The organism is Pseudomonas sp. ME-P-057, from assembly GCF_030208975.1.
Lineage (GTDB): Bacteria > Pseudomonadota > Gammaproteobacteria > Pseudomonadales > Pseudomonadaceae > Aquipseudomonas > Aquipseudomonas lutea.
Map to the genome: position 1 here is coordinate 63,558 of NZ_JARVSX010000011.1, position 19,668 is coordinate 83,225.

Annotated in this window: 19 protein-coding genes and 2 tRNA genes; 8 read left to right on the forward strand and 13 right to left on the reverse strand. The window is 59.4% G+C overall.

Going from position 1 to position 19,668, the window contains the following annotated elements:
- Window positions 1-127 precede the first annotated feature (127 nt).
- The gene (locus tag QRN48_RS04620) at window positions 128-1,363 is read left to right on the forward strand and encodes a cation:dicarboxylate symporter family transporter (RefSeq protein WP_191943891.1); all 1,236 of its coding nucleotides are present in this window, start codon (window positions 128-130) and stop codon (window positions 1,361-1,363) included.
- A gap of 81 nt (window positions 1,364-1,444) precedes the next feature.
- On the opposite strand, the gene QRN48_RS04625 is transcribed toward QRN48_RS04620, so the two are convergent.
- The 4 genes from QRN48_RS04625 to QRN48_RS04640 all read right to left on the reverse strand — a co-directional run bounded on the left by QRN48_RS04625 (window position 1,445) and on the right by QRN48_RS04640 (window position 6,587).
- On the reverse strand, window positions 1,445-3,043 hold the full coding sequence (locus QRN48_RS04625) for an argininosuccinate lyase (RefSeq protein WP_191943890.1): 1,599 nt from the start codon (window positions 3,041-3,043) through the stop codon (window positions 1,445-1,447).
- 61 nt (window positions 3,044-3,104) lie between these two features.
- Window positions 3,105-4,346 carry an OprD family porin gene (locus QRN48_RS04630; protein WP_191943889.1) on the reverse strand — a complete coding sequence of 414 codons (1,242 nt, stop codon included), beginning with the start codon at window positions 4,344-4,346 and terminating at the stop codon, window positions 3,105-3,107.
- Between the two features lie 166 nt (window positions 4,347-4,512).
- On the reverse strand, window positions 4,513-5,562 hold the full coding sequence (locus QRN48_RS04635) for a catalase family peroxidase (RefSeq protein ID WP_191943888.1): 1,050 nt from the start codon (window positions 5,560-5,562) through the stop codon (window positions 4,513-4,515).
- A 50-nt stretch (window positions 5,563-5,612) separates the two neighbouring features.
- Complete coding sequence (locus QRN48_RS04640; RefSeq protein ID WP_244653634.1) at window positions 5,613-6,587, reverse strand: anti-sigma factor family protein; 975 nt, start codon at window positions 6,585-6,587, stop codon at window positions 5,613-5,615.
- A gap of 362 nt (window positions 6,588-6,949) precedes the next feature.
- Here QRN48_RS04640 and QRN48_RS04645 point away from each other — a divergent pair, with 362 nt between their 5' ends.
- From QRN48_RS04645 to QRN48_RS04655, 3 genes are all read left to right on the forward strand, one after another.
- Window positions 6,950-7,495 (forward strand): RNA polymerase sigma factor, encoded by a 546-nt coding sequence (locus tag QRN48_RS04645; RefSeq protein ID WP_194733957.1) that lies wholly within the window; start codon window positions 6,950-6,952, stop codon window positions 7,493-7,495.
- A 366-nt stretch (window positions 7,496-7,861) separates the two neighbouring features.
- Window positions 7,862-8,380, forward strand: a complete 519-nt coding sequence (gene sodC, locus QRN48_RS04650; protein WP_191943887.1) for a superoxide dismutase family protein — start codon at window positions 7,862-7,864, stop codon at window positions 8,378-8,380.
- A gap of 110 nt (window positions 8,381-8,490) precedes the next feature.
- Window positions 8,491-9,543 (forward strand): D-cysteine desulfhydrase family protein, encoded by a 1,053-nt coding sequence (locus tag QRN48_RS04655; protein WP_191943886.1) that lies wholly within the window; start codon window positions 8,491-8,493, stop codon window positions 9,541-9,543.
- Between the two features lie 136 nt (window positions 9,544-9,679).
- Here QRN48_RS04655 and QRN48_RS04660 read toward each other — a convergent pair whose 3' ends face one another.
- From QRN48_RS04660 to QRN48_RS04670, 3 genes are all read right to left on the reverse strand, one after another.
- A complete protein-coding gene (locus tag QRN48_RS04660) occupies window positions 9,680-10,528 on the reverse strand; it encodes a GNAT family N-acetyltransferase (protein ID WP_191943885.1) in 849 nt (282 codons plus the stop codon).
- Between the two features lie 210 nt (window positions 10,529-10,738).
- Window positions 10,739-11,626 carry an alpha/beta fold hydrolase gene (locus tag QRN48_RS04665; protein ID WP_285349152.1) on the reverse strand — a complete coding sequence of 296 codons (888 nt, stop codon included), beginning with the start codon at window positions 11,624-11,626 and terminating at the stop codon, window positions 10,739-10,741.
- Between the two features lie 108 nt (window positions 11,627-11,734).
- Complete coding sequence (locus QRN48_RS04670; protein WP_285349154.1) at window positions 11,735-12,445, reverse strand: SDR family NAD(P)-dependent oxidoreductase; 711 nt, start codon at window positions 12,443-12,445, stop codon at window positions 11,735-11,737.
- 79 nt (window positions 12,446-12,524) lie between these two features.
- Between QRN48_RS04670 and QRN48_RS04675 the strand changes: the two genes are divergently transcribed.
- Window positions 12,525-13,409: a LysR family transcriptional regulator gene (locus QRN48_RS04675; protein WP_191943882.1), complete on the forward strand. Its 885-nt coding sequence runs from the start codon at window positions 12,525-12,527 to the stop codon at window positions 13,407-13,409.
- A 160-nt stretch (window positions 13,410-13,569) separates the two neighbouring features.
- Here the strand turns inward: QRN48_RS04675 and QRN48_RS04680 are convergent.
- The 6 genes from QRN48_RS04680 to QRN48_RS04705 form a co-directional block, all read right to left on the reverse strand.
- A tRNA-Cys gene (locus tag QRN48_RS04680) sits at window positions 13,570-13,643 on the reverse strand.
- A gap of 45 nt (window positions 13,644-13,688) precedes the next feature.
- Window positions 13,689-13,764 (reverse strand) — tRNA-Gly (locus QRN48_RS04685).
- A 61-nt stretch (window positions 13,765-13,825) separates the two neighbouring features.
- Window positions 13,826-14,386 carry a CDP-diacylglycerol--glycerol-3-phosphate 3-phosphatidyltransferase gene (gene pgsA / locus QRN48_RS04690; protein WP_037009848.1) on the reverse strand — a complete coding sequence of 187 codons (561 nt, stop codon included), beginning with the start codon at window positions 14,384-14,386 and terminating at the stop codon, window positions 13,826-13,828.
- A 32-nt stretch (window positions 14,387-14,418) separates the two neighbouring features.
- The gene (gene uvrC, locus QRN48_RS04695; RefSeq protein WP_285349158.1) at window positions 14,419-16,242 is read right to left on the reverse strand and encodes an excinuclease ABC subunit UvrC; all 1,824 of its coding nucleotides are present in this window, start codon (window positions 16,240-16,242) and stop codon (window positions 14,419-14,421) included.
- 1 nt (window position 16,243) lies between these two features.
- Complete coding sequence (gene gacA / locus QRN48_RS04700; protein ID WP_037009844.1) at window positions 16,244-16,888, reverse strand: response regulator transcription factor GacA; 645 nt, start codon at window positions 16,886-16,888, stop codon at window positions 16,244-16,246.
- Window positions 16,889-17,096: 208 nt separating this feature from the next.
- Window positions 17,097-17,447, reverse strand: a complete 351-nt coding sequence (locus QRN48_RS04705) for a helix-turn-helix domain-containing protein (protein WP_037009842.1) — start codon at window positions 17,445-17,447, stop codon at window positions 17,097-17,099.
- Between the two features lie 81 nt (window positions 17,448-17,528).
- Here QRN48_RS04705 and QRN48_RS04710 point away from each other — a divergent pair, with 81 nt between their 5' ends.
- The 3 genes from QRN48_RS04710 (at window position 17,529) to QRN48_RS04720 (ending at window position 19,438) form a co-directional block, all read left to right on the forward strand.
- Window positions 17,529-17,759: a DNA-binding protein gene (locus tag QRN48_RS04710; protein ID WP_191943880.1), complete on the forward strand. Its 231-nt coding sequence runs from the start codon at window positions 17,529-17,531 to the stop codon at window positions 17,757-17,759.
- Window positions 17,760-18,160: 401 nt separating this feature from the next.
- Window positions 18,161-18,313, forward strand: coding sequence for a hypothetical protein (locus QRN48_RS04715; protein WP_285349162.1), 153 nt, complete (start codon window positions 18,161-18,163; stop codon window positions 18,311-18,313).
- Between the two features lie 39 nt (window positions 18,314-18,352).
- A complete protein-coding gene (locus QRN48_RS04720; protein ID WP_285349164.1) occupies window positions 18,353-19,438 on the forward strand; it encodes a 3-deoxy-7-phosphoheptulonate synthase in 1,086 nt (361 codons plus the stop codon).
- The last annotated feature ends 230 nt before the right edge of the window (window positions 19,439-19,668 follow it).

Here is a 19,668-nt window from a genome sequence, read left to right on the forward strand (position 1 = left end):
GGTCTGTCTCGCAATGAGGTCTTATGATTGCCGCCGATCACTGCGACATGGCCGGCCAGCGTGCCCAATCGGCAACCCACTGACAAGGCGCGTTAATAACAACAATCGCACCCATTTCGGAACCCCGATGCCTTTCAGGCTCCTCACCCGACCCTCGCTGCACATGCTGCTGGCCATCGTTTTCGGCACTCTTCTGGGCGTTTTCAGTCCCGGGCTTGCCGTCGAGATGAAGCCGCTAAGTGACGGTTTCATTCTGGTCATTGGCTGGTTAATGCCGTTAATGATGTTTCTCCTGGTCGTATCCGGAGTGTCGGGTTTGCAGGCCGGACAACGCGGTCTGCCAAGCAGGCTGGTGGCGTATTTTGTGCTCATGAAGCTGCTGTCGCTTCTAATGGGGTGCGTGATTGCGGTGCTGATGCAACCGGGCGCCGGCCACGCACCCGGCATGACCGTGCTGGCATCGGCCTGGACAGTGCCACCGCTCACGGGGCTGCCATCGTCAGCAGACTTTTCCTGGCGGGCCTCCGCGTCAACCCTCCTCCTTGCCCTGAAGCAAAACCCGATTTTGCCGGTCATGATTGCCGCCGTTCTGACCGGCGCCCTGATGGCCAAAACCCGATCCCGTCGTTCGGTCGAGGCGGTGCGTGGGACTGCCGAAACCATCGTCAAAGGGTTGTTCAGCGGCATGCGCCTGATACTGCGCTTCGCCCCCATTGCCGCGTTCGGCGCCATCGCATTTGCCATCGGCCGATTCGGCCTCGCGTCTGCCCTGCCGCTACTTAAATTTGTCGCGGTGATGTACCTGGCGTGCGGAGCATTCATTGTCCTGGTGTTCATGCCAATCGCCCGTGCATCGGGTCTGTCATTGTGGTCACTGCTGCGGTATCTGAAAGATGAACTGCTGCTGGTGACCTTTACCGGTTCCTCCGTGGCAGCGCTGCCAGGGCTGATCGAAAAGATGCAGGCCCTCGGCTGCGACCGTCAACTGACCCGACTCGTCTTGACCACGGGCTACACCTTCAACCTCAGCGGTTCGGATATCTACCTGATCGTCGCAGTGCTGTTCCTTGCGCAACTGTCGGGCGTACACCTGACCGGCACCGAGTTACTGACCCTGCTGCTGATATCACTGGTCACCTCCCTCGGCTCGACGAGCATGGCGGGCTCGGCTTTCATCACCTTGATCGCCACCCTGCACCTGCTCCAGGTAGTACCGCTTGAAGGCGCCGGGTTGCTGCTGGGCGTGGAGCGGCTAATGAAGTGCCGTGTGCTGACCAATGTGCTGGGCAACTGCGTGGCATGCCTGGCGATTGCCCGGTGGCAGCAGGGTCCGGCATTCCAGCCGGACCCTGACAGCCGATAGCCTGACTGCTGACCACCGATAGCCTGGCTGCCGGGCGCAGTGCTCAACGGTTATTACCGGCAAGCCAGCAGCCGCCCGCCCTCAGTTTTTCGAGGACAACAGCTTCTCGAACGCCTGGTCGAGGTTTCCCTCGGCCTGCTTGAGCCGGTCCCGTCGCTCACGCAACCAGCTCTGGTCGGCGTCCAGATTTTTGTGCGCTTCAGCCAGCATGCGCTTGACCTCCTCCGGTTGCGGACCGCCGGTGCCCTTGCGGGTCTTGACCATGTTTTCCGGTGACAGCGACGCACGAAAGGTCGCCTCATCCAGCGGCAAGGTGTTCTGTTTCCACTGATACTTGTCCGCCGCTTTGGTGTAGAGCTTCTGGGCATCCGCGTACGGGAAGGTTTTTGGCGTAAGGCCTTGATCCCTGGCTTGCTCGACGATCAGCGAAGCGAAGCTGTGCCCGATCCGGAACGGCACTTTCTGAGTCCGCTCAAGGGTGTCGGCCAGCTCCATGGACGTGGTCCACTCGTTTTCAAGCTCGTCGCGAGCACGCTGAGGATTGACCTGCAACGCGTCGAGCACCGCGTCCATTGCACCGAACATCTCTTTGGTCGAATCGAAAACACCTAGCGAATCAAAGGCAAATTTATAATCGGTCATGCCAGTCGTCACGTTGTGCGCGCGCAAGGTAACGGTTTGCGCCAGACCGACCACGTCGGAGGCCGTCTCCCGCGCTCGCATCAGCAAGCCCGGGTTGCGCTTTTGCGGCATCGCGCTGCTGGTGTAGGTTTTTTCCTCATCCAGCAACAGCCAGGGACGAATCTGATGATACTGGGTATGAATGTCACCGATCAGCGCACCCACGCGGATGGCCGAGGACGACGCAAGATTTGCCGCCTCGATGGGGATGTCATAGGTCGAGACCTGACTGGAATCCAGTGAGTTTTCGCGGACGCCGTCGAACCCCAGCAACTGCGCAAGGCGCTCGCGGTTCAGCGGGTAGGCCGAGTTTGCCAGGACCGCGGTGCCCATCGGGCTCTGGTTCAAGCGTTGGTACAGCTCGCGAATCCGCTGGCCGTCTCGATCAAACGCCGCCTCATACGCCAGGAGGTAATGCGCGTAAGTGATCGGCATCGCCTGCACGCCATTGGTATAGGCCGGGATCAGCGTATCGACGTTCTTGTCCGCCAGATCCAGCAGGCGTTGGCGGGTCGCGTTCATGGCTTCGCTGTAGGCGAGCACGTCTGAGCGCAGTTTCGCCAGTCGGTAGGTGGCGAGCATGTCCTGACGGCTGCGCCCGGAGTGAATGAGCGACGCCTCAGGACCGATCTTGTTGGTCATGATCTCCTCCAGCTGCAGCACGTCGCTGGGACGCTTGCCGTTGGGCTGATCCGCCTGATCGATCGCGTAGCGCACCCCGGTGGCGATTTTCTGGCCCAGGTCGGGCGTGACAATGCCCTCTTCGGTGAGCATGACGATGGAGGCTTTGTTGATCCGGTTCAGCCAGGAAAACTGGCTTTCGGTCTTGCTGCCACTGGTTTTGGACTTGTCGACGGTCGCACCGATTTTCGCAGCCTGCGCGGCGCACTCTTCGGTGGTCTTGCAGGGCAGATCAGCGGTGTTGGCTGCGTAAGCCCCATAACTGCCGAACAGGGCAAAGACAACAGCCAGGTGAACAAGGTTTTTTCTTATTGGCATAGCAGGCTCCGGTGTATCAAGTAGTGGAATAGACGGGTGCACAGAAGGTCCGGCCAGATGGTTACAGCAGAGGCAACGTATAACTGACGATCACGCGGTTCTGGTCGATGTTGTTACCGCCATTGCTGCGGTAGCTGCCATTGCGCCATTTCAGCTCAAGGTTCTTCAACGCGCCGCTCTGGAACACGTAGGCAATGTCGGTGTTGCGTTCCCACTCGGTACCCTCTTCTCGCCCGCGCGCGAAATTGTCACCTTTCAAATAGCGGGTCATGAACGACAGGCCAGGCAGACCCAGCGCCGCAAAGTCGTAGTCATAGCGGGCCTGCCAGGAGCGTTCATCCGGATTGGCGAAATCGGGCGAAATCATCACGTAATTGACGAGAAAAGAGTCAGTGCCGGCCAGGTGTGGAAACCCCGTATCCCCGCTCATCTTCTGATAAGCGATACCGAAACCATGGCCACTGATGTTGTAGGTGAAGCGCGCACCCAACGCAGTGTTATCAATATTGGTATTACCGTCTTTGAGTGAGCGCGCGTACCGCAGATCACTTTTGATCGACTGTGAATCGCCAAGCGCAAAGTTATGCAGCAGCGTGACGATATGTTGCTTGTAGTTGTTCTCCAGCCCTCCGTAGTTGTAGGAGGTGGTCAATGCTTTGCTCCAGTTGTAACTGGCGCTGGCGAAATCGAACTTGTCACTTGGCCGCCCGCCCTTGATGCCTTTTGCTTCCGCTTCGATGTCTTCGTGACCGCTGTCATTGCGCTCGGTGTTGGCGGTCAACCGGCCAACATTGACAGTCATGTCGGCAAGGTCTTTGGAAGTGAGCTGCGCGCCGCGAAAGGTCTGGGGCAACAGACGTCCGTCGTTGGGTAGCACAGTGGGCAACTTCGGCAGTAGGGTGCCGACCCTCAGCACGCTCTTGGCCAGGCGCGCCTTGGCAGTGACGCCGCCACGGCTGTAGTCATCGGGTGCCTTGTCGTCACCCACCGGCAGTAACCCGGTATTGCGGCGGTCGGGTGCGGAATCCAGCTTCAGGCCAAGAAGCCCCATGGCGTCTACGCCGAAGCCGAGCGTGCCCTCGGTAAACCCGGATTCGACATTAAGCAGCAGGCCCTGCGCCCACTCGTCTCGCTTGGACTGGCTGGCGCCCTCCTGACGGAAATCGCTGTTGAAGTAGAAATTGCGAAATTCGAGATCAGCTTTGCTGTCTTCAAAAAAATCAGCTTCGGCAAAACCTGGCAAGGTCAGACTCAAACCCAGGGCAGCAGACGTCAGGCCCAGGGATACAGGGTTTTTATGCATTGTTGTTTTCCCGTTCAGCGCATTGTTTTTATTAGAGGCATCGTGTTCATCGACGCCGCAAGCGCCGCTGTTCACCCCGGCCAAAGAGTACGCGGCTGTTTTAAAGGATAAAAATACCGAGTTACTACCGGGTTGATACTTTGAGGATATGAAGGCGGGCGCGCTGTTAGCGTCCGCCGGATTCTTTGACCCGGCGTCGATGGGATTCGGCATACGCGGCACTGCGCGCGCGCAGGAGCGGGTCGTCGGACGGCTGGATGCCTTGAGGGAGTACAAGCGGGTCGAAGTCGATGTCGCGGCATGCACCGTCCACCTGAGCGTGCAGATGCTCAATGACGAGCACGCCGGCGTCGATTTCGCGGTGACCTTGTGTTGACCACATCTTCGTAGCGTCATTTACTGCATCGCCTGGCAGCGCGAGCGTGAGAATCAGGTGCCAGCGAAGAGGACCTTCGGCCAGTGTCGAGACCAGACCGTAGGTGAGCATGTCCGGGTCGTCGGCTTCCAGCTGCGCATTGCTCAGAGGGGCATACAGCGCCTCAGGCTCCATCCGCCAGCGAGCAACCTGTGTTCGCCCAGCGGCATCGATGAACCGGAACGCATTCACGCTGTAGTACGCAGCGTTGTCGAATCCGGTAGAAGGACGATGGGTGTCGAGCCATTGCTCGAAAGGCTGCATTTCCGGATGAGCCTTGCGAAAGGCGTCCATCCGGACGGGATCGACGGCACCGGTCTGCGGATCGGGGACGGAGGCGCGCAACTGCTCCAGCAGCGCTTCCGGGGTATTGACGAAGAAGATCGGCACGGAGTTCATCGCCATGCGCCATGACTCCCCGCCCGCGGTCATCGCCACCGCCAGGCTGCGTAACCGGCCATGGGTGTCATTCAACGAGGGGTTGGAACCCATCACCGAGAAGCGCCCCGTGAACGGATAGCTGCCTTGTCGGAAGAATGCGGCCGTTGAGATTTCAGTGCCGTGACCGTTGCTGTCAAAGCGGCCACTGAGGCAGGTGCCTTTGGCATGATTACGACGAAAACCGGCATGTCGCCCGGACGCCGCTTCGAACGCGTCGACCATTCGCGATGCCCCGGCGGGAGAGGAAAGCGACAACGAAGATGCCCATCCAGCATCCTGGTTGAGGACAGCGTAAGCCAAACCCGCGAGGGCGGCTGTGAGGGTCGCGATGATGAAGCGTCGGGGGTGTTTCCTGAACATTCCAACAGTCCGCAGATCGGGCGCATGACACCCTGCCCGCTCTCTCGTGATTATTGGCTGCTGACAGCGACCCATAACGGGGATGGGGACGCTGCCGTAAATAACTGGCCGGACCTGCGGTCCACCACCAGACGAGCAACCTCTTTCAAATCCACCCCGTTCGGCGCTCCGATCAGCGCATAGCCCAGTTCAGACTGGCGCCAGACGACCACATTCATTCCAGAGACGCTCATTTGCGCGACGGATTGATCGGCCATGGGCTCCTTCATCACGCACAGAGCAACCGGATCGCCCTGCTGCGGTGTGTAGACCAGTTGCACCAGAGGCTTGTTATTGAAACGCAGCCGTTGCACACGCTTGAAGGTCAGGCCTGCCGCGCTTAAATCAGGGATACGCAGCGCAAGGCCATCGATTTCACGAATATCGGCAACCGTTCTGGTCACGCTCTCCGCATCCGGAGTGACGTAACCGAGCGTGTCTCGGCTATACAACTGCTGATAACTGGCAGCCTGCCTGACCCAGGCAGATGGCTGGGCCTGAGCTACAACGCTGCCTTTCAACTCGCTGTCGGGGTTGGCCATAAGATTCGAGACGCCGGCCTGGAGGACCAGACCATAGCAGGCAGCCCCCGTGGCGAAGGCCACTGCCAGCCAGCCCAGCCTGGGACGGCCGAACAGACGAGTCAGCCAGCTTTCGCCCTCCGCGGGGCGTTTCAATGTGTTTGTCGGCGCGGCCGTCGGCTCGAAACCGTCTGAAGCAGCGTGCGCCGGATCAGCGTCGTGCGTCTCAGCGTGCCTGGCGACCAGTGCATTGACATTAAGGATCAGGGACGCAGGAACCGGCGGCACCGCCTGCCGTTCGAAAGCTGCCTTGTAAGGCAATGCGGAGCCCATCAAAAGCGCGACCTTCTCGGCTGTTTCGGGCGAATCGCGCATCATCTGCTCGACTTCATCGCGCTGTTGTGCCGTCAGCTCGCCATCAACGTACGCCATGAGGAGAGCTTCGTCAGTAAGGGTGGTGGTCAATTTCCGATCTCCGAAATCTCATGTCGCCGGGTACTTGCAGCCTTTTGAGCTTATGCGCAATCCGAAGGGGTAGTCAGATCGCCATCACATTAACATTAATGAAACCGGATCAGCGATATCTGTTGTATATCGAGTCGAGATTAAATCGATATAGCTAATTGGCCACCTCAGTGTAGATCATCAGTTAGTTCATGGCGCTGGATAGGCAATTAACGCAGGGGATGGCACAATCGGCGCATTGTATCGTTCTTGCTACAGCGAAGTCCAAGTTCCTGCCCTTCCCAGCAAGCTTAAATCATCTGCGCGAACGATCGATACGTGCTTCACGTCTATTCCAGACGCCCTTACAAGAATGAGGAAATATGGCGATCACCGGTGCAGACTTACCCGCCCTGCTGCCTGGCATGCTCCCACGCTTGTGGGCTTTCGCCTTGCGCATAGCAGGCGATCGGCATGACGCCGAAGACCTCGTTCAGCTTGCCTGTGTTCGCGCCCTAGAACGCGCGCACCAGTTGCAGCCCGACACTTCACCGCTTAGCTGGATGTTCTCGATCATTCATTCTACCTGGATCAATGAGCTCCGTTCACGCAAGGTTCGAGGCCGCGCACGCTCGGATTGGGACGACAGTATCGTTGAAACGGTGAGTGATCCCACTGCGCAAACGCCCGAAACCGACCTCATGTACCAGCAAATACTCGGCGCTGTCAGCGATTTGCCGGACGGGCAGCGTGAGGTCATGTTGCTCGTTGCGGTGGAGCGCTTCACCTATAAAGAGACCGCAGAAATTCTGGAGGTCCCTATCGGGACGGTCATGAGTCGCCTTTTTCGGGCAAGGCAAACGATTGGCACGCTATTTACCGACCCACAAAAGCACGCCACAAAAAACAAAGGTGTCCTTCATTCGTGAACTTCGTGGTCGGGGTGACTGCCAGGCCGACTGTCAAGACCGCCTGAGCACAACGCTTTGGGCAGCTGCCATCTTTAGAACGTCACGGGCAATGACGAAGTTTGCAAGACACTTAGAGACTGCCCGAATTCAACCGATAATTAAACAATGCACTGGCAGGGAACGCGGCGATAAAGAATACCTTCTGGATAGAAGACCTGACGATAAACACGCCATTCGCGGATTTTATTCCATTGAATTTATCCATGCCTCTACCACCACGTTTTTCTAGACGCCACCGTCATTAGTTTCTATCCTCTTTGATGCTTCACGCTGCACGGCGCTTACAGTGGCCCGAGGCATTCCGGAGAAACTCAAGAGGTATATATGAAATCTCACTTATGGCTTGGATTAGTTGCAGCTTTTTCCATCGGTGCTCACGCAGCATCGCTTGATGTGCCCATGAACCTGGTCAGCGCCGACGGGGCACCTCAGCCCATCGGCCAGGTGACCATCAGCGAGACGGCTTACGGGCTGGTCTTCACCCCGCAGTTGAAGTCGTTGCCTGCAGGCATCCATGGGTTTCATGTGCATGAAAATGCGAGCTGCGACTCAGGCATGAAGGACGGCAAAAAAGTCGCGGCTCTGGCCGCCGGCGGCCACTTTGACCCCGGTCATACGGGCAAGCATCTAGGCCCGTATGCAGACGGCCATCTGGGCGATCTGCCGGCTGTCTACGTCACGGCCGACGGCGTGGCCAACTATCCGGTGCTCGCCCCCCGCCTGAAGAAGCTTTCCGAGATCAAAGGCCACGCGCTGATGATTCATGCCGGTGGGGACAACCATTCCGATATGCCGATGCCATTGGGTGGTGGCGGTGATCGTATGGCCTGTGGCGTTATCTGACTGTTCTCGCAACGGCGGCGTCTAGATGCGTTAGGTCGCTGGTCAGCGAATCGCTTCAAGGTCATTCGCTGGCTGTCGCCCAACACTGGGCTTAAGCAGGAGCTGTAGCAATGGTCCCATCGATTCAAAAAGGGTTTGCCGATGTTCCGCGAATAGATCTGACTGGCGGTCCTACCCCGCTCTACCGCGCGACTGGACTGGAAAACGCCCTCAGGCGTGAAGGTATTGAAGCGGGCATTTATCTGAAGCGCGACGACCTCATCCCCATCGGCGGTGGGGGCAACAAACTCAGGAAATTGCAGTACCACATGGCGAGCGTCATTGCAGCCGGCCATGACACAGTCATCACCTTCGGAGGCCTGCAATCCAACCATGCCCGCCTTACGGCCGCCGTTTGTGCAAGATTGGGACTGGAATGCCACCTCATCCTGACCCAGGAAGTGGACATCAACACTGCGGATTACAACCACAACGGTAACGTGCTGTTGAACAGGATTTTCGGCGCGCAATGCCATGTACTCGCGCGGGGTGCATCAGCCCAGGACAATGCGGTCGTGCTCTGCGACCAACTGACCCTGCGTGGCAAAAGCGTCGCGGTCATCCCGGTGGGAGGGTCAACCCCACTCGGCGCTTTGGGCTATGCCGACTGCGCCGTGGAAATCAGCCAGCAGGCTGACGCTGGGGGGCTGAATCTCAAGGGCATCACCGTCGCCAATGGCAGCAGCGGAACCCAGGCAGGCTTGATTGCCGGCTGGTGCGCCATGGCTCGCGACCCACGGATCATCAACGGCTTTGCGGTGATGAACAGTGCTGCCGGTGCCGTGAAGAAGACCACCGAACTTGCCACCTCCACGCTGGAGCTGGCCGGATTCAATCATGGCTTGGCCCACGCTGTGCAGGTGGACGACAGCCAGCTTGGCGCGGCCTACGGTCAGCCTACTCGGGCAATGCTCGAAGCGGTCGCATTGCTGGCAAGAACTGAAGGGCTGTTGCTGGACCCGGTCTATTCGGGCAAGGCTTTCGCCGGGCTGCTCAGCCAGCTGCGCCAGGGCGCTTACCAGCAAGGCGAGGATGTGGTGTTTGTGATGACGGGCGGAGCCCCTGGTCTCTACGCCTATCAAGCCACGCTCGCTGACGCCTGGGACGGACTCATCAGTCGATAACATCAGGTTTTACAATGGCGCGCGATGTGCACCACTAGTAAGCAACGCCAGTGGTGGCGGTCATTCGTCTGGCAAATCGGCGGCCCCCGCAACGCGGTTGCTACGTAATGCGCGGGGGCCGAGTCCTGTCGTTGAATCAGTCGGTACGCTTGAGATTCAGCCTGATGTAGGCACGCTCGAACCCGCCACGCTTTTGGTTTCTGTACGAGGAAAACCCGGGTTCGTCCTCGACCGATGGCTGCCCCGTTTCACTGGTCACCCATGTAACGCCGCGCGCTGCCGCTTCGTTCAGACGGGCGTCGATTAGAGCAGATTGCAGGCCCCGCCCGCGGTAGTCCGGTAATGTCGTCGACATACCCGACCACGCAGCGCCGTCGCGAATGAACATCGCCGCAGCCGCCGCCGGCTCGCCGTCAATCGTGGCAAGGAAACAGCACCACCCGGGACGCCCGACCAACGCCGCGAACCACTCGGCGCATTCCGGCGCCACACCAAAGCCTGCCTGCACGGTGCCGCCGAAGGACGCGGCGGTGGCGGCATCGGCAATGCGGATGTCCACGCCTGCAGGCAACCGCGCTGGAGTGGGGCCAGCCACCCACTTGACGAATTTGGCCCAGCCCGACCCCGAGGGGCCGAACCCCATAGGCTCGATGGTCTGCAAATTGGAGGCGGGATGTGAGGCGGGCGCGACTTGAAAAGCCCAGCCTTGCGCGGCATGGGAATCGAGCCAGTCAGTCGCCGCGAGCAAATCCCTGTGCGGCAACGGGCCCTGGGTGTCCACGCCCATCGCACGGTTGAACTCAGTGATGGGAATGCCACGGCTCGCCAGTAACCCCATCCCGCCGATCCTGGAACTGGACAGTCCAAACGCCGCCCGAGCAGCTTGGGGTGCGGCGTCGAACAGATCCAGCCACGCCTCGCGCTCGACAATTTCCGCCGCCAATGCCACGGCGGGTAAAGCGGAATTTACGCTTGAATTGCTCATTCGTCTGCTCTTCGCTTGCTGATATTTTTATGAAAGGTCCGACACCGCACATCATCATTCACCATGGTGCTTCATCAAGACCGTTACCGAGCTGTGCCGATGGCCCACATTGGCCGTCAGCGCCTGCCTTGTATAAACGTCTGAAGGGGCGAAGTTATTCCAAATTCTTTTTCAGCACTCGTCGAACCCAAGCAGCGTCCTTCGTGGAGGTCAGACGCGCAGCAATTGAAAAGCACGACTCTCGTTTCCGTCCCCCGCGAGGCTACGGTCCAGAAAGCGCGACAGCACGCTGCGAAACAGCTCGGCCTCTTCAAGCCAGCAAAAATGACCACTGTTCAGGAATTCGACCAGAACGCTCCTCGCAATGCTGCCGTGGATCGCTTGTGACTGAACCGGCGAGCAGATGAAATCAGACTGCCCCACCAGGCACAGGGTTGGGATGTGCAATTCAGCCAATCTTGCCCTTACTGGAAAGTGTCGATTTGTGACCGCGCAGGCCTGGAAAGTCTTCAGGGGAACCTGATGTTCATTAAGGTAGGTCGTGAACTGTTCATAGCCATGGCCAGAGGGCTCCTTGAAATACAGAGGGGCGACCTGGCGCAGAAACCCGGAAAACTCAGCGTCATCTGCGAATTTGCCTGGCGCCTGAAATGCCGCTGCGGCCGCCGCAAACCGTGAGTCTCCGGCCAGCACCGGCAGGGTCCGCCGCACGTCTGCCTGCGGCTCGTCAACGCCCAGTTGCGAGGCCACCAGCACTAGCGCAGTGACACGCCCCGGGTATGCCAGCGCATAGTTCATCGCAATATAGCCGCCATGCGAATGACCCAGCAGCACAAAACGCTCGATATCGAGATGCTGACGCAGTGCCTCCAGGTCCAGCACGAACTGGCCCACATTCACCATGGCGAAACCATCTCCCGCGAGAGACGAACGGCCGCTGCCTCTGGTGTCGTGGAATACCAGCGTGAAGCGCTGCGCAAGATCGCCAAGCGTTGACTGGTACAGAGCAGAGCCGATACCCCACCCCGGCGTCTGTACAAACAATAGCGGGCCGGTCCCCACTATTCGATACCAGATGCAGGCGCCGTCTACAGGCAAGGTGCCTTCCCTCTCACGCGTCATGATTGTCTCGCCCTTGCATCTCGGATCCTCAAAGTGACGTGGGTACGTCGAAGAGGGAGCGCGCCGCTCCCCCGTCCTGTCAGCTCAACGACCCGCAATCAGACCGCCGTCGACATGCAGGATCTCGCCAGTCGAGAACGCTGCATCCTCAAGATAAAGCACCGCGCGCACGATGTCCTCGACCTCACCCAGCTTGTTCATGGGGTGGAAGGCGCTCAGCTGTTCGACCCGCTCCGGGTTATGCATGGGTGTGCGAATCACACCCGGCGCCACGGCGTTCACACGAATCCCCTGGGTAGCGTATTCGATCGCCAGGCTCTTGGTCGCCGAGTTCATGCCGCCTTTGGTGAGCATCGCAATGAAGGCAGGCGAACGCGAGCTGGCAAACTCTGCGGTCGACGCAGTGATCTGAACGACATGCCCGCTACCCTGCGCCAGCATCACCGGGAGGACGGCTTGGGTGGTAAAGAAGAACCCGTCGAGGTTGGTCTTGAGCTTCAGGCGGTAATCTTCTTCCGTGTAGTCGGTGAATGCCTTGCCAATGAAGATGCCGGCGTTATTGACCAGCGTGTCGATGCGGCCGAACCGTTCCAGCGCCGCAGCGACCAATTGCTTGCCAGTATCGGGATCACCTATGTCACCGGCAACCGTGACCATATCCGGCCGCGTCGAGGGTTTGATCGAACGGGAGGTCGCGACTACGCCATACCCCCTGGCGAGAAATGCATTGACGATGCCCTCGCCCATTCCCTGTGAGGCGCCAGTGACGACGGCAACTTTCTTGATATCAGACATTTTGCTGTTCCTGAGTGCTCTGTAGGTGAGCAAAAGATAGAACGTTGTTAGCTGTTCGAAAATTCCCTATCTTTTATCAATGACTGATAAAAAACGCACAGACCTGGACTGGCAAGATGTCAGGATTTTCCTGGCATTGGCTCGGCATGGCAGCCTGTCTGCAGCGGCCAGAATGCTCTCCGTCAACCACGCAACAGTGGCACGCCGGCTTCATTCGCTGGAGGAAACACTGGGGGTGAAGCTGGTCGAGCGACGCCCGGACGGCTATGTCCTGACCCACGCCGGGACGCATGCGCTCGAAGCTGCCAGCGACATGGAGCAAGCGGCGCAGACCTTGGCGCGCGGGATGCAGGACGGCACGCCCTCCGGCCTGATCCGCATAAACTCTTCTCCCGGGCTCTCGGGCGGCTATCTCGCGCTGCGACTGCCGACACTGGCCGCCCGTTACCCGAAGCTGGATATCGACCTCGCCCCCGCCCTGCGAGCTGTCAGCCTTGAACGGCATGAAGCCGACATCGCGATTCGCTTCGACATGCCCAGGGACGGCGATGTCATCGCGCGTCCGCTGGTCACGGTGGGCTACGGTTTCTATGGAACTCAGGAGGCGTGTCGCGCAGCCACTAAGGAAGGCGATCCCGTGCTCATTGGTTTCAATGAAGCAGATGCCTACCTGTCGATGGCCACATGGATGACGCGGCACTTCCCCCGCGCCCGCGTCGCGTTCCGCGCCAAAGATCAATCGCTCCAGGCCATGGCGGCACGTTCAGGGGTGGGCCTGGCCTTGATCCCCCACTACATCGGCCGCGCGGACCCGGCACTGCACGTGTGTGATCTGGGATTGGTCCCGGAAAGCAAGGACGTGTTCCTGATCACCCGCAGGCGCGACAGGAAGGACACGGCCATCAGGATTGTCAGCGACGAGATCGTCCGGATGTTTGATGAGGAGCGCGAGCTGTTTGAATGAGCGTTCAGAACGGGCGGCCGGGCTGTCCCGGACGGTCCGGGATTGGCACCGCGGGCACGCATCGCCAGATTGCGGAAGTGATGGACGTGATGCGGAAACGATTTGCCAATCACCGCCCACAAAAAAGCCCGTAAGACGTTGATCTTACGGGCTTTAAATGTGGAGGCCGAGGTCGGAATCGAACCGGCGTAAGCGGATTTGCAATCCGCGGCATAACCATTTTGCTACTCGGCCTCAAACGCTCAACGATCCAACCACTACCGCTAAACGCATACAAACTGGAGCGGGAAACGAGACTCGAACTCGCGACCCCGACCTTGGCAAGGTCGTGCTCTACCAACTGAGCTATTCCCGCTTTGTGTGGGCGCCATTCTATACACTCAAATGACCCCGTCAACCCCTTGATTTAAAAATACTTATTTTTCATCTGTAGTGGTACGGAGATGCGGCCATGCGGCGCGCAGGTATTGCACCATCGACCACAGGGTGAGGCCTGCTGCGACCATCAACAGCACATAACCCAACACCACCCAGAAGGTGAACGCGGGCGGGTTGGCCAGCAAAATCACCAGCGCGAGCATCTGCGCTGCGGTTTTCCACTTGCCGAGATTCGAGACGGCGACCTGAGCCCGCGCACCCAGCTCCGCCATCCACTCGCGCAAGGCGGAGATCACGATCTCCCGGCCGATGATCACCGCCGCAGGCAGCGTGAGCCACAAATTGGCGTGGGCCTGCACCAGCAGCACCAGCGCAACGGCCACCATCAGCTTGTCGGCAACCGGGTCAAGGAACGCGCCGAACGGGGTGCTTTGCTCAAGTCGTCTTGCCAGATAACCGTCCAGCCAGTCAGTCGCGGCTGCCAAAGCGAATACCGAGCTGGCCGCCATGTAGCTCCAGTGGTACGGCAGATAGAACAACAGAATGAAGATCGGAATCAGCAGGACACGTAATACGGTGATCAGATTAGGGATATTCATCGGCACAACTGGCTACGAGGTGAGCGAGCATTCTACTCGCTGTGCAGGTTTGCATAAATCGACTCTGCGAGCTTTTTGCTGATTCCCGGCGCCTTGGCGATTTCTTCGATGCTGGCACGGGACAATTCCTGAAGGCCACCGAAGTGTTTGAGCAGGTCGCGACGCCGGGTCGGCCCCACCCCTGCAACGCCTTCCAGCGTTGAAGTTCGGCGGGTTTTACCGCGTCGCGCACGGTGCCCGGTAATGGCGAATCGGTGGGCTTCGTCACGAATCTGCTGGATCAGGTGCAACGCTGGCGAGTCGCCTTTGAGGGTGAACTCATGGGCAGCATCGTTCAGATACAGCGTTTCAAAGCCTGCCTTGCGCGTTGTTCCTTTGGCAACGCCGAGCAGAATCAGGTCCGGGACTGCCAGCTCATTCATCACGTCACGGGCCATGCTCAACTGGCCCTTGCCGCCGTCGACCAGCAGAATATCGGGCAGCTTGCCCTCGCCGTCCTTGATTTTGCTGAAGCGACGGGTCAGCGCCTGGTGCATGGCAGCGTAGTCATCCCCGGCGGTAATGCCTTCGATGTTGTAGCGCCGGTATTCCGACTTGATGGGGCCTTCGGGGCCGAACACCACACAGGACGCCACGGTTGCTTCGCCGCTGGAGTGACTGATGTCGTAGCATTCCAGGCGCTGCGGCGGTTCATCCAGCTTGAGCACCTGTGCCAGGGCTTCGAAACGCGCCGCAACGTGTTGACGGTTGGCCAGGCGTGCCATCAGTGCCTGCTCGGCATTGGTCACCGCCAGTTGCTGCCAACGCGCGCGCGTCCCACGGACCCGATGGCTGATGGTGATTTCACGCCCTCGCGATGCGTCGATGGCGTCGATCAGCGTCGGGAAGTCTTCGTGGACCACATTGACGATGACCTCGCCCGGCAGCTCGCGCTCACCACCACCGAGGAAATACTGCGCCAGGAAGGCGGACATGACTTCACCCACCTCCTCCTCAATACCGACCTGCGGGAAGAAATTCTTGCTGCCCAACACCCGACCGCCGCGCACGCTGATCAGGTGTACGCAAGCGCCACCCGGGTTTACGAACGCTGCCACCACATCAACGTCGCCGGTACCACCGTCCATGCTCTGCTGATCCTGAACACGGCGCAGCAGCCCGATCTGGTCACGCAGCTCGGCGGCGTGCTCGAAATCGAGGTCCATCGCGGCCTTTTCCATCAGCGCATTGAGCTCGTCGGTGAGGGCATTACTGCGCCCCTCCAGAAACATGACCGAGTGACGCACGTCATCGTTATAGATCTGGGGTTCGACAAGGTTCACGCAGGGCGCCTTGCAGCGCTTGATCTGATATTGCAGGCACGGCCGCGTGCGGTTCTTGTAGAAACTGTCTTCGCACTGACGCACGTGGAAGGTCTTCTGCAGAATGCTCAGGCTCTCGCGAATGGCGCCTGCGCTCGGGTACGGCCCGAAATAGCGGCCCTTGGCTTTTTTGGCGCCACGGTGAATGCTCAGTCGCGGGAATTCACCGTCGGAGAGGTGCACGTAAGGGTACGATTTATCATCCCGCAACAGGATGTTGTACGGTGGCCGCGACTCCTTGATCAGTGTCTGTTCCAGCAGCAACGCCTCGGTTTCATTGGCGGTGATGGTGGTTTCGACCTGAGCGATGCGGGCAACCAGCGCGCCGGTTTTCGGCGCGTGGCCGGTCTTGCGAAAATAACTGGCGAGACGCTTCTTTAAATTCTTGGCCTTGCCGACGTACAGCAGCCGGCCGTCGATATCGAACATGCGATATACGCCGGGGCGACCACTGCAGGTGGACAGAAAAGCACTGGGATCAAACGGTTGGGTCATTTCAGGCGCTGGCGTCGACCATGCCGTGACGGACGGCCAGCAAGGCCAGCTCAACGTCACTGCTAATCGACAGCTTCTCGAATATGCGGTACCGGTAGGTATTCACGGTTTTGGGGGACAGGCAAAGCTTGTCGGAAATGGTCTGCACTTTCTGGCAGCCGACGATCATAAGGGCAATCTGGATTTCGCGCTCGGACAGAAGATCGAACGGCGAATTGCTGGTCTGCGGCTGGAAGGATTTCAGTGCCAGCTGTTGTGCGATCTGTGGGCTGATGTAGCGCTGCCCGGCGAACACGAGGCGGATGGCCTGGACCATCTCGGTCAGCCCGGCACCCTTGGTCATGTACCCGGCCGCGCCTGCCTGCAGTAATCGCGTGGGGAACGGGTCTTCTTCGCACACGGTGACCGCGACCACCTTCATGTCGGGATGGCTGCGCATCAGCTTGCGAGTCGCCTCGAGACCGCCGATACCGGGCATTTTGACGTCCATCAGCACGACGTCGGGCTTCAACTCACGGGCTTTCTGCAGCGATTCCTCGCCAGACTCGGCCTGCCCCACCACTTGCAAGCCGTCGATATCGGCCAGCATGCGCGTGATACCTGTCCGAACCAGATCATGGTCATCGACAACCAGCACCCTAATCAAGCAGACACCCCACCGAACGTTTCATGACGATCACCCGCCACGTTAGCAAAAAGAAAGAAACCGACTGACTTCGAAGCGCTCCTGCGCTTATGTATCAGATGATCTACAACAGTGCCGACAAACTATCATCATCGACCGCAGAATTTGATAAAAATCTTCAAACGCACCCCTGCAGCCTTACCCGATGCCGGCCAGATCCGGCGTCAAGTCAGGCCTTTTTCTCAGGCGCATAAGTGCTGGTGTATTCCGCAAGGGTCGTGGTCAGTCGATAGATTGCGTCCTGATCCTCTTTGACCAGCGTGCGATAGCTGCCCAGGATCCACTCTTCACTTTGACTCAAACCGTCGATCGGTACCGGGACGCGGGACCCCGTCAACACGTAAAGCACGTCTACGCCCCGCTGAGCGACGCGTGCCAGATAATCTGCTTTTGGCGTACGCTCGCCATTTTCGTACTTACCCTGTGCATTGGCTTCAACACCACCGATTTCGCCGAATGCACGCTGTGAAAGCCCAAGGCGCTCGCGCTCTTCCCTAATACGGGCGTTTATTCCACTCATTTGACTGTATAACCTTGTTGACCCCATCCTTACGAATGGTAGAATCGAAATAATTTGAACGAACTTGAACGGTTTTGAACTATGCCCGGAATTCGCACCGCCGCACAAGCCAAGGCCTGGCTGGAACAGCAGGGCAAATCGGTTCAAGAGTTTGCGAGGGAGCACGACGTAGACCCGGCGACCACCTATCAAGTGTTGTCAGGACGGAAGAAGGGGCGCAGGGGCGAGTCGCACAAAGTGGCGGTGCTGCTGGGGATGAAAGTCGGCGTGATTGCGCCCGCCCCTGCGTCTGGCGAGTCGGTGGACCACTAACTGCGCGGGTTAGTGGCCCCGCTCGATGCCGGACACTGCAGCAACGCTCGGATCATGGCCATCGCAATTTCCAATTGAAGAACGCCCGTCGCCTGAAGTAAGCTCACGGCATTCCACGGAGACCGACCATGTCGCTTGCCCTTTCCCATCAGCTACCGAGAACTGCCGACGCCCGCCGTCAGGCTGAGCTCGCGGTTGTGCGGCGTGCAAGCGTGTCCATCTCCCCTGTGTCTTATTTTTATGGGTATTGGTTTAGCCACTGGCGCGCCTGATACCCAAACGGCGCCCTGAACTCCGGGACGCCCACCAGAGATAACTCTCACCCCCGGTCGGCTTCCCGACCGGGGGTTTTGTTTTTTATGGCACCGCATTTTCTCAACAACCGAATCGAGGAACGTCACATGAACCGCAGCCACTATTACCGCAACGACGTCGACTTCGCCTGGCGATTTACCACCCTGGGATCGGGACAGCCTGCCGCCTCCGATCGCCTGCTGACAGGTGGCAATGCCCTCTCCACGGCCAATACGGCCAATTGTCGAACACCCCAGTAGGTCCGCGCGGGCAACGCCCGCCGACCAGGAAGCCCTCACATGAATTCGCCCGTCGTTAACAAGCCTTTGACAGCACTGCCGACCAGCGCCGTCGCTTTGATTGAAAGCGCCACTGCTCCAAAACGCCTCCCCACTCCTGCCGCATTAAAAGCCCGACTCCCGCTCAGCGCAGACCTTGGTGCGCAAGTTGTCGCCCATCGTCGTTCCATTCGCGCCATCCTTAAGGGTGAAGATTCCCGTCTACTGGTCGTCGTAGGTCCGTGCTCGATCCACGATCCGCAATCAGCGCTGGAATATGCCGAGCGCCTGGCGAATCTTGCCGCCGAGGTCAGTGACCAGATGCTGCTGGTGATGCGTGCCTACGTCGAGAAGCCACGCACCACCGTGGGCTGGAAAGGCCTGGCGTACGACCCTGCGCTCGACGGCAGCGATGACATGGCCCAGGGCCTTGAGCTGTCTCGGGCGCTGATGCGCGAAATGGTCCGGCTCGGCCTGCCGGTTGCCACTGAACTGCTGCAGCCGATGGCTGCGGGGTATTTCGACGACGTGCTGAGCTGGGTGGCCATTGGCGCCCGGACCACCGAGTCACAGATCCACCGGGAGATGGCCAGCGGTCTGGGTGTGCCCACAGGTTTCAAAAACGGCACCGACGGCGGCATCGGTGTCGCCTGCGATGCCATTCGCTCAGCCGCCCATGCGCACCGCCACTTCGGAATGGACCCTCATGGGCATCCGGCGATCATCGACACGGCGGGCAACCCGGACACGCATATCGTTTTGCGCGGCGGCCATGGCGGTCCCAACTACGATGCAGCCAGCGTAGCAGCGGTCAACGCCAGTCTTGAAAAGAACCGCATCGCGGCCCGGGTCATGGTCGATTGCAGCCATGCCAACAGTGGCAAGGACCCGCTGCGTCAGCCGGCAGTCTTCAACGACGTGCTGCAGCAACGACTGGCGGGCGACCGGACGCTGATCGGCATGATGCTGGAAAGCCACCTCTACGAAGGTTGCCAGCCGTTGAGCGGCTCATTGAAGTACGGCGTGTCTGTCACCGATGCATGCCTGGGCTGGAATGCAACCGAGGGGCTGTTGCGCAAAGCTGTCGCGGCTTTGCGGTACAGGTAGCGCACTGGCGGCAATGGATAGAAATCGGAAGCTGGGCACGGCTCTGTACCCAGCCTTCCCGAATGGCGTCGTCGCGGTCAGCCACGGCCTGTCGCGATGAGGACGGCCGCTGTGGGAAAGCGGCGTCGGCAGCCTGCGTATCTGTAGCCCGTTACCGACGCTTTTTCAGGCACCCCCGGCGCGCAAGGCTCGCAGCGCTTGAAGCGCTTTGCAAACTCTCGCACAACATC